This window comes from Streptomyces sp. NPDC050617, from assembly GCF_040654795.1.
GTDB lineage: Bacteria > Actinomycetota > Actinomycetes > Streptomycetales > Streptomycetaceae > Streptomyces.
The window spans coordinates 18,441-31,081 of sequence record NZ_JBFAIS010000021.1; the positions used below are offsets into that span (position 1 = coordinate 18,441).

Annotated in this window: 9 protein-coding genes; all 9 read right to left on the reverse strand. The window is 76.5% G+C overall.

Going from position 1 to position 12,641, the window contains the following annotated elements; genetic code table 11:
* Positions 1–6 precede the first annotated feature (6 nt).
* The 9 genes from AB0I49_RS25480 to AB0I49_RS25520 all read right to left on the reverse strand — a co-directional run bounded on the left by AB0I49_RS25480 (position 7) and on the right by AB0I49_RS25520 (position 12,622).
* Positions 7–1,314, reverse strand: coding sequence for a hypothetical protein (locus tag AB0I49_RS25480; RefSeq protein ID WP_363229392.1), 1,308 nt, complete (start codon positions 1,312–1,314; stop codon positions 7–9).
* The gene (locus AB0I49_RS25485) at positions 1,314–2,861 is read right to left on the reverse strand and encodes a radical SAM protein (RefSeq protein ID WP_363229393.1); all 1,548 of its coding nucleotides are present in this window, start codon (positions 2,859–2,861) and stop codon (positions 1,314–1,316) included. The genes AB0I49_RS25480 and AB0I49_RS25485 overlap by 1 nt, the downstream gene beginning before the upstream one ends.
* 46 nt (positions 2,862–2,907) lie before the next feature.
* Positions 2,908–3,711, reverse strand: a complete 804-nt coding sequence (locus AB0I49_RS25490) for a geranylgeranylglyceryl/heptaprenylglyceryl phosphate synthase (RefSeq protein ID WP_363229394.1) — start codon at positions 3,709–3,711, stop codon at positions 2,908–2,910.
* Positions 3,708–4,754 (reverse strand): prenyltransferase/squalene oxidase repeat-containing protein, encoded by a 1,047-nt coding sequence (locus tag AB0I49_RS25495; RefSeq protein ID WP_363229395.1) that lies wholly within the window; start codon positions 4,752–4,754, stop codon positions 3,708–3,710. Before AB0I49_RS25495 ends, AB0I49_RS25490 begins: the two co-directional genes overlap by 4 nt.
* Entirely contained in the window at positions 4,751–6,085 is a 1,335-nt protein-coding gene (locus AB0I49_RS25500) for a glycosyltransferase (RefSeq protein ID WP_363229396.1), read from the reverse strand. The genes AB0I49_RS25495 and AB0I49_RS25500 overlap by 4 nt, the downstream gene beginning before the upstream one ends.
* On the reverse strand, positions 6,075–8,084 hold the full coding sequence (asnB, locus tag AB0I49_RS25505) for an asparagine synthase (glutamine-hydrolyzing) (protein ID WP_363229397.1): 2,010 nt from the start codon (positions 8,082–8,084) through the stop codon (positions 6,075–6,077). Before asnB ends, AB0I49_RS25500 begins: the two co-directional genes overlap by 11 nt.
* A gap of 57 nt (positions 8,085–8,141) precedes the next feature.
* Positions 8,142–9,182: an NAD-dependent epimerase/dehydratase family protein gene (locus AB0I49_RS25510; protein WP_363229398.1), complete on the reverse strand. Its 1,041-nt coding sequence runs from the start codon at positions 9,180–9,182 to the stop codon at positions 8,142–8,144.
* 191 nt (positions 9,183–9,373) lie between these two features.
* A complete protein-coding gene (locus AB0I49_RS25515; RefSeq protein ID WP_363229399.1) occupies positions 9,374–10,561 on the reverse strand; it encodes a hypothetical protein in 1,188 nt (395 codons plus the stop codon).
* A gap of 270 nt (positions 10,562–10,831) precedes the next feature.
* A complete protein-coding gene (locus tag AB0I49_RS25520; protein ID WP_363229400.1) occupies positions 10,832–12,622 on the reverse strand; it encodes an ABC transporter ATP-binding protein in 1,791 nt (596 codons plus the stop codon).
* Positions 12,623–12,641: the final 19 nt, after the last annotated feature.

Genomic DNA, 12,641 nt, shown 5'->3' on the forward strand with positions numbered 1-12,641 from the left:
GGGACGTCACCTCTTCTTCGGCGCGGGCTCGGGCCCGGGGGCCGCGGGTCCGGGCGGCGCGGTCCGGGGCAGGGCGTGCGGCGGGGCGGCGAGCGTGGTGTGGCCGCTCCAGGCCACCGCGCGCAGCGGGCGGCCCAGCAGGCCGCGTGCGTACAGTTCGGCGCCGGTGCGCAGGAACCAGCCGAAGTACAGCCATTTGACGGCGGCGTTCGCCGCTCCGTGGCGGAAGCCGCGGCTGCCGTCCCAGCCGGTGAGCGGCCACATGCCGGGGAAGAGCATGTGGTGGACGTAGTAGCGGGCGGCGGGGTACGGGGCGTCGGCCAGGTGGATGTGGTGGCACAGCAGCAGGCGGCGCACGCGGCGGCGGGTGGGGCCGGCCGGGCCGTCGGAGACGGTGTAGTGCAGCCGGGCGTCGGGCAGCAGCCGCAGGTCGTGCAGCGGGTCGGGGTGTGCGGGGTCGAGGAGGGCGAAGCAGAGGTAGCCGTCGTCGGAGTCGTAGCGGTCGGGGATGCCGTCCGCCACGACGTCGGTGGCGACCAGGACGCAGCAGCCGTGCGGGTAGTTGGTGGCGGGCGCGGCGACGGCCTTGGCGCGGTGCAGCAGCCGCGAGACGCGGTGGGCGCCCGCGTGGGCGATCTTGTGGGGTCCGACGGCGCCGCGGCAGCCGCCCGCGAGGAAGGCGTCGGCCATGCGCTCCAGGCAGTCGGGGTCCATGACCACGTCGTCGTCGATCCAGCCGACGCCGGCGGCGCCGAGCCGGACGGCGAGGGGGAAGGCGGCGTTGAGCGTGCGGATCTTGCCGGGGCCGGGCAGCAGGAGGCCCGCGACGGGCACGGGCACGGGCACGCGCTCCGCGGCCAGTTCCAGCAGCGCGTCGAGCCGCCGCCGCGCCTCGGCCCGGTCGTCCTCGTCGCCGGGCCGCCACTGCATGCCGATGAGCAGGGCGAGCGGGGTACCGGGCCGGGCGGCGGCGAGCCGCCGGGCGCAGTCGAGGAACCGGGCGACGGAGGCGCGCTGTTCGCCGGCCGTGCCGCGGGCGGTCTGGGTCGGCAGGATCAGGGCGATGCCGCCGCGCAGCGCGTCGGGGCCGCCGAGCGCGGTGACGGCGGCGTCGGGGCCGCCGTCGCGCGGGTCCGCCGCCCGCGCGGGCAGCAGGTGTTCGACCGGGGCGTCCCAGGTGCCCGCGGGCCGGTAGCCCGCGGCGACGCGGCGTCTGACGCGGGCCATCAGGGCGGGTTCCGGTGCGGGTGCGGCCGGTCCCGTGCCCGTACGGGCGGGCGCGGCGTGGGCGGTGGGGCGGGTCCGGGGCGCCATCAGAAGTCGCGCAGGGTGTTGGAGTCGGAGCGGGCCAGCCCGGCGAGGCCCGTGAGGGTGTTGGCCCACTGGCCGGTGCGCAGCATGTGGCCGATGAGGGGCCCGGCCATCTTGGGGCGCAGGAAGAAGGCGCGGTACGCGGCGCGGGCCCGCGCCTCCGCGTCCGGCACGAGGTAGCCGATGCGGCTGTCGAACCGGCCCTGGACGAAGCGGTCCCAGTAGTCGGCGGGGATGGCTCCGGCGTCGACGCACTCGGTGTGCAGCGGGGTGCCGGGCAGCGGGGTCGCGGTGTAGAAGCTGGCGTAGTCGAGCGGCAGCCGGCAGGCGAGGTCCAGGGTGCGGCGGTACTGCGCGAGGCTCTCGCCGAGCCAGCCGACGATGAAGTAGCCGAATCCGTTGATGCCCGCGCGGTGGGCGGAGGTGACGGCGGTGGTGATCTTCTCCAGGTCGCTCTCCTTGCGCATCCGGCGCAGGATGTCCGGGTCGCCGTGCTCGATGCCGAAGCGCAGCCGTACGCAGCCGGCCCCGGCCATCGCGGTCAGCAGCTTGTCGGGGACCAGGTCGACGCGGGTGGGCGCCTCCCAGCGCACCTTGAGCCCGGTCTCGCGGACGCGTTCGCAGATCTCGAAGACCCGGCCCCGGTGCAGGGTGAAGACGTCGTCGTAGAACATGATCTCCTTGACGCCCCACCGCTCGCGCAGATAGGCCATCTCGCCGACCACGTCATCGGGGCTGCGGTACATCGACCGCTTGTCGACCGCCTGCTTGAAGCAGAAGCTGCACTTGAACGGGCAGCCGCGGCTGGAGATCATCGTCGCGAACGGGCGCGGGGCCATGATGGAGTGGAACCGGTCCATCGGCAGGTCCTCGCGGGACGGCCACCCCGCGTCCTCCAGGTTGATCATCGGGGCCGGGCCGCCGTGCGCGGCGCGGCTGATGAGGCCGGGGACACCGCCGTCGGGCTCCTCCTTGTCCTCCAGCGCCTCGGCCAGGCGCGGCATGATGGTCATGCCCTCGCCCACGCCGATGTAGTCGATGGCGTCGTGGCAGAGGTTCTCGGCGGCGTAGACCTCGGTGTGGGGGCCGCCGAGGATGACTTTCGCGCCGGTGCTCTTGGCGGCCCGGCACGCCTCCAGGGCGCCGGGCAGGCCCGGCGTGGTGGTGGTCACGCCCACGAGGTCCGGCTCGAAGTCGGCGAGGGTGCGGCGCAGGCCCTCGCCGTCCAGGCCCATGGCGGGGGTGTCGATCTGGACGGTGTTCTTGAAGCCCGCCTTCTTCAGCGCGGTCTGGATGTAGCCGAGGCCCAGGTGCGGCAGGACCCCGGCGCGCCGCTGCACATGGCTGATCTGACGGGTATTCAGGCATAGGTCGTGGTGGCGCACCAGGGCGATGCGCAGCCGCCGGGGCGGGGCGGGCCGCAGGTCCCGCGCGCTGGGCGCGGGGGTCCCCCAGAGCCTGTTCCCGGCCTGGACGACGGGCAGTTCGGTGCGCCCGGCCGTGCCGGCGGTCGTCGGCGGCCCCGAGGGGGCCGCGCTGGTGTCGGTCATGTCGCCTCTCCTGCTTCCCTCTTCCCGTCCGCGCCCTCGGGCCGGGCTATGTCCGGCGCAGCGCCGCCGCGCCGCTTCGCTCGCGCGTCCCCGGGGCGGCGCACAAGCGATCCAGCTCCTCCCGCCAGTCCGCGCGCTCCAGCGCCCCGGCGAAGACCACGTAGTCCGCTCCGGCCCGCAGATAGCCCTCCACCTGTTCGCGGGAGCGCACATTGCCCCCGATGAAGATCAGCTGACCGGGGCTCAGCCGGTCCCGGAAGTAGCGGCACACCCGGCCCGTGACCTGCTCGAAGCGCGAGTACAGATAGACGACGGGGAAGCCGAACGCCCGGATCGTCTCGATCCGCCGGTCCAGTTGGGCCGGGGTCCGGCCGAGCGGCTCGGTGTGCATCACGGCGGCCGACACGGGGTCGTCGCCGAAGGTGAGCGCCGCCTCCAGCAGGAACTCCGGCAGCTCCTCCTGGGCCGTGCCGCGCCGGTACTGCACGTGCAGGGTCTCCAGGAGGCTCTGCCAGACGAAGTACGGGTCGGTGGAGCCCAGCAGCGCCGGTGCGAGCAGCGCGTCGGCGCCGGTCGCCACGGGCAGCCCGGCGCCGGGCCGGGGCGGGAAGTGGGTGATGACGGGGATGTCCACGGCGGCCTTGACCTGCGCCACGTACGCGGGCATCCGCTCGTCGAAGCGCTCGTAGTCGGTGCTGGCCAGCAGCAGGAACGGCAGCCCCGCCCGCTGCACGGCCGCGGCCTTGAGCACCGCTTCGCGCGGCGGCACCTTGAACGGGTCCACCACGTGCAGCGGGCTGCGCCGGTGGGCGCGCAGCCGGGCCAGGACCCCGCGGTCGGCGCCGATCACGACGGCCTCCCGCGGCCGGCGCCGCCGAGGGCGAGCAGCGCGGTGGCGGTCGTGAACAGGCCCGCCGTGTCCGTTCTGACGGTGCCGACGACCTGCGCGCCGCGGCCCTCGGTGCGCCAGGCGTAGGGGGCGTCGGGGTCGGTCAGGGCGGGCGGCGGGAGCCGCACCCGGGCGGAGCCCGGCCAGCCGCCCGAGGGCGACTGGGTGCGCAGCAACCACCGTACGGGCGGAGAGGGTTCGCCGCCGTCGGCCAGCGGCTCCGCCCCGCCGTCGAGGGTCAGGGCCGCGAGGGCGGTGGCGAAGGCCGATCCGTCCGGCGCCGCCTCGGTGCGGACCGCGCCGTCCGGGCCGCACCGGGCCGCCGCCCAGGCGCGTGCGGCGGCGGACTCGGCGGCTGCCGCGCCCAGCGCCCAGGCCGCGAGGGCCGTGGCGTACTCGTGCTCGGTCCACCAGTACGACTGCCAGCTGCCGTCGGGGCGCTGCCGTTCGCGCAGGCAGCCGCGCACCTCCTCGCGCCGGGCCAGGCCCCGCAGTCCGGCCGCGGCGGCGGTGACGCAGGTGTGCCCGGCGTACCAGCCGTCCCAGCCGCCCGGCACCGGGTGGCGGTCGAAGAACTCCCCGGCGCTCGCGCGGGCGTACGTGGCCACGCCGCCGTCGGGCCGTATGTGCGCGGCGAGAAAGGCGTAGCCGTCCTCGGCCGCCGGTTCGTCGGCGGCGCCGACGGCCTCGGCCAGGCGCAGCACCCAGGCGGTGGTGTCGGCGTCCGGCGGCGCGGTGGGGCCGTAGCCCCAGCCCCGGCGGGCGCGGTCGGCGGCGAGCCGCGCCCAGGCGTCCTCGGCGGCCTCGCGCGCGCCCGGCGCGCCGCAGCCGGCGAGGGCCGCGCCGACGTAGGCGGTCAGCCAGCTGCTGCTGGGCCCGTTGACGTCGAAGTCCCGCCACCAGCCGTCCGGTCGGCGCGAGCGGATCAGGAAGGCGGCGGCCCGGTCGGCCGCCTGCGGCGCGGGACGGGGCGTGGGGGCCCCGGTGTGCGGGCGGGTGGTCATAAGGGCTCCCCCGATGCGACGGTGGTGCGCGGCGCGCGGTCGTGGCGCAGCAGGTCCCGTACGGCCTGCCCGATCCGCCGGCCCACCGCGTCCTGGTCGAGCGCGGTACGGGCGTAGGCCAGCGCGTGCCGCCGGTGTTCCGCGACCGTCTCCGGCCGGTCCAGCCAGGCGTCGAGCGCGCTCAGCAGTTCCGGCCCGGTGCGGCAGCAGCGCCCGAGCCGCTGGTCCCGGACGAGGCCGGGCACCCATGCCTCCATGGGCAGGCCGGAGTCCAGGGTCAGGACGGGGATGCCGAAGTAGGCCGCCTCCAGCACGGTGGCCGGTCCGGCCTTGGAGACCAGGAAGGAGTGCGGTCTGCGCGCGGCGCCGTCGATGTAGGCGAAGTACTCCGCCTGCCGCAGCCGGGTGTGGAAGCGCCAGTTCCGGCCGGCCTCGCCGGCTTCGGCCGCGAGGGCCGCGGCGCGCCGGGTGGTGTCCTCGTCGCCGTAACCGACGAAGACGAGGTCCACGTCGGCCTGTCTGCGGGCCAGGTGCTCCACGGCGCGCAGATACGTGTCGCCGCCGCGGTTGCTGAACACGATGACCTCGGGCCGCTCCGCGCCCGGGCGCGGAGCCGTGCCGGACGCGTCCCCGTCATCGCCCCCGGTCCTGGCCCCGTCGCCCGTCCCGGCGGCCCCGGTGTCGCCTCCGGTTCCCTGCGGGCCGGTCAGGAAGTTCCCCAGTTCGTGCTGGGCCACCAGCGGTCCCACGGTCCGTACCCGGTCCTGCGGTGCGCCGACCTGGTCGACCAGCAGCGTGCGCGCCCATTCGAAGCCGACGAAGGTGAGGTCCAGGCAGGCGCTGCGGTGCACGTCCAGGCCCAGCAGGCCGGGGTTGGTCACGTGCGCGGCGACGCGCGGCCGCGGGCGGCCGTCGGCGTGGGCCGCCGCGTTGGCCGCGGCCAGGCACAGGCGGGCGACGAACGGTTTGGCCCCGACGACCAGATCGGGCCGGTGCGTCCGCAGGTGGCCGACGAGCCCGTCCAGCGCCCGCGCCCCCGGCGGCGGCGCCGCTCCCGCCTCGCAGCCGGCCGGCCATTCGGCGGCGAGCTCCGCCATGAGCGCCTGGTAGCGCCGGGTGCGGGTGGCCGTGTCCGGGCTCTGGAGGGTGATGTCCCGGATGCGCGCGCCGACGTCGCCGACCCAGGGCAGCAGCGACTCGGCGGTGAGGAGGGTGACCTCGGCGCCGGGCAGCTGATCCCGGAGCACCGCGGTGAATCTGGTCGCCGCCAGGTAGTTGCCGAACTCCCCCCAGGTGCGCGGGGAGAGGACGTGGACGCGCTCACCGGACATGGCCGGCCTCCCTTCCGTCGTCGGTCCGCTCGCCGGTCCGCCCCAGGTCGGTGAGGGGCGGGCGGTCCCTGGCCGGTGCGTGCAGCGCGTGGTCGTACCAGACCTGGAAGCACAGCAGCGCCCACAGCCCGGCCGTGTGGTCCGCGCGCGCCGCCAGGTGCTCGTCCACGAGGCGCCGAACGGCGGCGGGGTCGAACAGCCCGTGCCGCTCCAGCCGGCTCCGGGCCAGCGACTCCAGGAGGACGGGGCGCAGTTCGGCGCGGAGCAGCCGGGCCACCGGGGCGCGGAAGCCGAGTTTGCGGCGGCGCGCCGCCTCGGGCGGCAGGTGCCGGGCGGCCACGCGGCGCAGCAGGTACTTGGCGGTGAGGCCGCGCAGCTTCAGCTCCGGCGGCAGGGCGGCGCAGAAGGCGACGACGTCCCGGTCCAGGAAGGGGGAGCGCGGCTCCAGCGCGTGGCGCATCGCGCCCCGGTCGGTCTTGGCCAGGACGGTGTCGCACAGGAAGTGGCGGACGACGCCGAGCTGGGCGCGCTCCAGCGGCGACAGGCTGCCCGCGGCCGCGAGCAGCGCGTCGAGTTCGGCGAACGGGCGGTGCCCGGAGCGCTCCAGGGCGGCGCGCGCGGGCGGGCTCAGCAGCGCGGCCGTCGCCCGCGGACCGAAGGGGGCGGTGGCGGCGTAGAACCGGTGCTCGGCGGGCGTGCGCAGGCCGCGGGCGAGCTGGAGCAGGGCCGCCGAGGCCGGCAGGTTCCCCTCCCCCGGCCGCAGCCGGGCTGCGGCGCGCCCGGCCGCGTCCAGGAGCCGCGGCGAGAGGAACGAGAGGCGGCCGAGCACCTTCTGCGCCTGGAAGAAGCGGTAGCCCAGGAGGAGTTCGTCGGCGCCGTCCCCGGTGAGCACGGTCCGTACGCCGTCCCGAGCCGCCCGGCACACCAGCAGCGTCGGCAGCAGGGAGGGGTCGGCCAGCGGCTCGTCGAGGCGGGGGAACTCCTCGGTGAAGGCGCGCGCCAGGTCCGTGCCGCCCAGGCGTACGACGTGGTGGTCCAGGCCCAGGTGCCGGGCGACGGTGCGGGCGGGGCCGCTCTCGTCGAACGCCGCGTCCTCGAAGCCCGCCGTGAACGCGGGCAGCGGCCCCTCGCGGTGGCGCCGGGCGAGCGCCGCCACGGTGGAGGAGTCCAGGCCGCCGCTGAGCAGCACCCCGAGCGGGGCGCGGGTGCTGGTGACCCTGCGCTCCACGGCGCGGTCCAGGACCTGTTCCAGCCGCCGGGCCGCCGCCGCTGCGGGGATCTTGCGGCGGGCGCCGCCCGGCACGGCGGCGAGCAGTTCGTCGTACGCGCCGCCGCCCGGTTCCTCGCGCACCGCGCCGCCGTGCTCCACGCGCAGGACGCCGCCGGGCCGTACCTTGTGGACGCCCGCGAGCGCGGTGTGCGGCGCGGGGTAGGCGCGCAGCGTCAGATAGTCCGCGAGGGCGGGCAGGTCGGGCTCGCGGGGGCAGGCGGGGTGGCGCAGCAGCGCGGTCAGTTCGGAGGCGAAGGCGACGCCGCCGGGCACCGGCGTCCAGTACAGGGGCTTCTTGCCGAACGGGTCGCGGGCCAGCAGCAGGACGCCCCGGCCGGCGTCGTACAGCGCGAGCGCGTACATGCCCCGTACCCGCCGGAGCACCTCGCGCAGCCGGCCCCCGCTCTGCTCGTACAGTTCGGCGACGATCCCGGTGTCGCCGCCGCGCGCGGGCGCGCCCCGCCGGGCCAGGTCGCGGCGGAGCTCGCGGTGGTTGTACACCTCGCCGTTGAGTACGGCCACGGTGCGCCGCGACGCGGAGACGTAGGGCTGGCGGGCGGCGGGGTCGACGAAGGGCAGGGCGCAGTGCGCCATGGTCACCGGCGGCCGGTGCACGGCGCCGTCGCCCTCCGGGCCGCGATGGGCGACGGCGGCCAGCATCCGTGCGGCCACCTCGAACGCCCGGTCCCCGCCGAGCGCCGGGTCAGCGAAGCCCGCCAGACCGCACACGGCACGCCTCCCCCACGGCCTCACGCGCCCGGCGCGCCGCCGGGGCGCTCTCGGGCGTCACCGCTGCGCTCCGGACGCGACGCCCTGGGACGTCTCCCGGACAGTGGCGGCGACCTGGGCGGCGATGCCCTCGCGCAGGCCGGTGGCGGCGCGGTAGCCGAGCACGCGCGCCGCGCGGGAGGGGTCCGCGAGAGTGGTGAAGGCGTCGCCCGGCTGCGGTTCGGTGTGCTCCAGCAGCGGCGGGCGGCCCATGGCCTCGCCGACGGCGGCGCACAGCTCCAGGACGGTGGTGCGGCGTCCGGTGCCGACGTTGTACGCGCCGCCGGGCACCAGGGGCCGCTGGGCGAGGAGCACGGCGCGCACGACGTCGCCGACGTAGGAGAAGTCGCGGCTCTGGCTGCCGTCGCCGTAGACCGGCAGGGAGACGCGGTCCAGGACGGAGCGGATGACGCGGGCGGTGAGCATGTCGGGCCGCTGGCCGGGGCCGTAGACGGTGAAGAAGCGCAGCGAGACCACGGTGAGCGGCGAGCCGGGGCGGGCGGCGTAGGCGGAGCCGAGCCGTTCGGCGGCCAGCTTGGTGACGCCGTACGGGGAGACCGGGCAGGGCAGTTGGTCCTCGGCCATCGGCTGTTCCCGGCCGGGGCCCTCGCCGTAGACGCTGGAGGAGGAGGCGAGCACCAGCCGCGGCACCCCCGCGCGGTGGCAGGCGGCCAGGAGGCGCTGGGTGACCTGGACGTTGTCGCGCAGGCAGGCGGGGAAGTCGTCCCACGAGGACCGCACGCCGGGGCGGGCGGCGAGGTGGAAGACCACTCCGGCGCCGCTGAGCAGCGGCGCGAGGTCCATGGTGGCCAGGTCCCCGGCGACGTGCCGTACGCCGGGGGCCGCGGGGTCCGCGGAGCCGTCAGGACTGTCAGAGCCGTCAGCGCGGTCAGGGCCGTCGAGCAACAGCCCGGTGCGGGTCCAGGCCCGGTCGACGGCGGTGACGGGGCGGCCCTGCCGCGCGAGGGCGGGGACCAGGTGGGAGCCGATGAATCCGGCCGCGCCGGTCACCACCGCCGCGGGGACGCCGTGCCGCGCCGTTCCGGCCTGCTGCGTCATGTGCTCCCCCTCTGTCCTGGTCCGCTCCGGCCCGGAGCGGACCGCTCGCTTCCGTCGTTCTCCACTCCGGCCCGGAGCGGATCGCTCGCTTCCGCCGTTCTCCGCTCGCGCCGGTCCTGGTCCGTTCACTGCGCTGGGCTGTGCTGGGCTGGGCTGGGCTGGGTCCGGCGTAGGCGGCCGGGCGCCGCCTGTCACGCGACGGCGGCGCCGTACGCCTCGTAGGGCGCGCCGGCGGCTTCCGCCATCCGGCGCCCGGCCCGTATCTGGTAGTCGTCGATGCCGCCGGGTTCGAACGGCCCGGCCGTTCCCGCGCCGTGCGCGGCCGGGGACTTCGCGGGCACCCCGAGGTCCGCGCGCACCCGCTCCAGCGGCTGGTCCGCGAGGGCGAACCAGTCGACGCTGAGCAGGTCCGTCCGGATGCGGGCGCCCCTCCGGAAGGCGTCCTCCATGCGGACCGCCATGTCCGCGCGGGACAGCCGGTCGCCGGCCGCCTCGAACTGGGCGGCGGCCAGGCCCGTGTAGCCGATCAGGTACAGCCCGACCACCCAGGCGAGGAGTTCGAAGCCGCGCCGGTCGAGCAGCGCGCGGGCGACGAGGGCGAAGACCTCCAGCTCGGTGTCGAGGGTGGTGCCGTAGTCGGTGACCACGTGCGCCCAGTCGTGCTGGGTGAGGTACGCCGGGGTGCTGCCGGGCCGGCCCGGGAAGGCGAAGCCGCGGGCCAGGAAGTAGCGGTGGACGGCGAGGCCGAGGGAGCCGGGCGGGCAGTCGGCGAGCGCCGACCAGCGGGCCGCCAGCCGCGGGTCGTCGTGGCTGGGCCGCCAGGCGGCGGCAAGAGCCTCGGCCGTGTCGAGCGGGCGGCCGGTGTGGTCCCGGCGCGACGGCCGGTGGCCGCAGACCCGCTCGAAGTCGATCAGCGCTGCCCAGGGGTCGCCGCCCCGGAGGCTGCGGGCGAGGGCGACCAGCCCTTCGTGGGCGCCCGCCTCCGCCGCCCAGTCGGCGACCCGTTCGCAGGTCTCGTCGGTGAGCGGGGCGAGGATGACCTCGTTGACCAGGAGCAGCAGCCCCACCCAGGTGCGGAACTCGGCGTCCCGGTGGGCGAGCGCCCGGCGCAGTTCGCCGCGGCCGAGGGGGGCGAGCCCGGCGGGCTCGACGCGGTGGCCCGTCATGGTCGGGGCGAGGGCCCGCAGCAGGACGTCCTGGAGTCCGCATATCCCCTGCGGCGGGGCGGTCGCGGTGATGATGCCCCGCATCAGCAGTTCGGTCTCGGCGCGTCCGGGAGGGGCCGGGGCTCCGGCGGCTCCGGGGGGCGGCGGCTGCGCGGCGGCACGGGGTGCGGGGGGCGCAGCGTCCGCCGGTGACATGTTCTCGGGGCTGCGCATGTGTCCCCTCCTCTCGGGGCACCGCTCCCGCCGCTGTCCTCGAAGCCGGGAGCAGGCACTGGTGATCGCTCACGCGGTCAGCCCGGTTCGGCCAGCCATCCTTGCACGGAGAAGAACGAATGAAATTCGGGTTTTCGGACAGAAGTACAGCGGAGAAACACCCGCCGAGGACCTCATGGGTTCCCCTCCGCACCACCCTTCCCCGCCGCCCCAGTGGGACGGGGCCCAGGAGCGGCGAGAAACCCGAGGTGCGGGAGGGGAGCGCGCCGCTCAGCGGCCCCCGTCGGGCGGTTCGTGCCACAAGTGGCGCATCTCCTCGCATCCGTCGAGCAGTTCCGGCAGTGTTCCGCTCCCCGCCACCCGGCCGTCGGCCAGCACCACGATCCGGTCCGCGCGGCGCAGCAGGGCTTGCCGGTGCGAGACCGCGAGCACGGTCGTGCCGGTGCGGCGCAGCACGCGCCGCCACAGCAGGCGCTCCGTGTCGCCGTCCAGCGCGCTCGACAGGTCGTCGCACACCAGCAGTTCCGGGCGGCGCACCAGCATCCGGGCGGCGGCCACGCGCTGCGCCTGGCCGCCGGAGAGCCGCAGCCCGCGGGGCCCGAGCAGGGTGTCGGGGCCGTGCTCCATCCGGTCCAGGTCCGCCGCCAGCACCGCGTCGTGCAGGGCCGCCGCGAGGTCCCGCTCCCCGGCGGCGGCGCCCAGCAGGATGTTCTCCCGTACGGTGCCGCTGAACAGCCGCGGCACTTGCGGGGTGTACGCGCAGCGCGGCGGCGCGAGCCACGCGCCGGGGTCGTCCACGCGCTCCCCGTTCCAGCGCACCTCGCCGCCGGCGGCGGGCAGCAGCCCGAGCAGCACCCGCAGCAGCGTGGTCTTCCCCGCGCCCACCCGGCCCGTGACGACGGTGAGCGTGCCCCGCGTCAGGGTGAGGTCCACGTCCCGTATGCCCTGGCCACCGGGGTGACGGTACGTCAGTTTCCGGGCCCGCAGCTCCTCCAGTGGCGGTGCTTGATGACGAGTGGGCGCGGGTGGGGCGGGGGCCGGGCCCGTCAGATGCAGCGGGGTCCGCCGGATGGGCGAGCCGTCCGCGCCGGTGGAGGCCGCCATCCGCTGCATCGCCACCACGGCGCGCTGGTAGCGCACGGTGAACAGCCCCAGCGTGCTCACGGCCTCGGTGAGGAACTGGAGGAAGAAGCTGAACAACGCGAGGTCGCCGACGGTGAAGTCGCCCGCCCGCGCCTGCCCCGCCGCGAGGAGCAGCACGATGCCCGTACTGACGGACGCCGCGTTGGACAGCAGCGAGCCGCGCAGGTTGCCGAACAGCTCCTCGCGCACGGCCGCCGCCCGCCACCGCTCGTTCAATTCCTCCAGATGCGCGGCGACCGCTCCCTCGGCCTGCGCGGCCTGTACGGACTCGACGGCCGTGACCGCCTCCCGCAGCGCCCCCCTGGCCCGCGCCGACGCCGCCCTCCCCTGCCGGCAGGCGGCCAGGTAGCGGGCGTTGACCAGCCGGCTCGCGACGGCCGCGAGGCACAGCGGGACCACGAGGCCCAGGGTGACCACCGGGTTGATCGACGCCATGAACGCCAGGGCGGCGCCCGCGAACAGCCAGCGCGCCAGGTTCGCCGGGGACCAGGCCACGAACGAGGCGACGTCGTCCACGTCGGTGGAGAGGGTGGCGAGCGCCTCGGCGGACGAGCCGTGGGCGCCGTGCGCGCCGGGGCGCGAGAGCAGCGAGCCCAGCAGGTTGGCCCGCAGCCGGGCGGCGGTCCGGTGCTGGAGGGCGGGCTCCAGACGCCCCAGGATCGCCCCGAACTGCACGGACATCCGGGCCGCCTCGACCGCGACGACCGCGGCGATGAGTCCCCACAGCCCCAGGCGCACCGGTTGTGCGCCGGTCAGCGCGTCGAAGTACTCGCGCATGAGCAGTCCCACCGCGAAGGTGCCGGCCCGCCACAGCATCCAGAGCGCGGCCAGCGACGCGTACCGCCCCGCTTGTCCCGCCGGCAGCCGCGCGAGATCGCGGCGCGCCGCCGCGCGCCCGGCGTCGCCGCACCGCCGCACGGGCGCTCCCGCTCCCGCT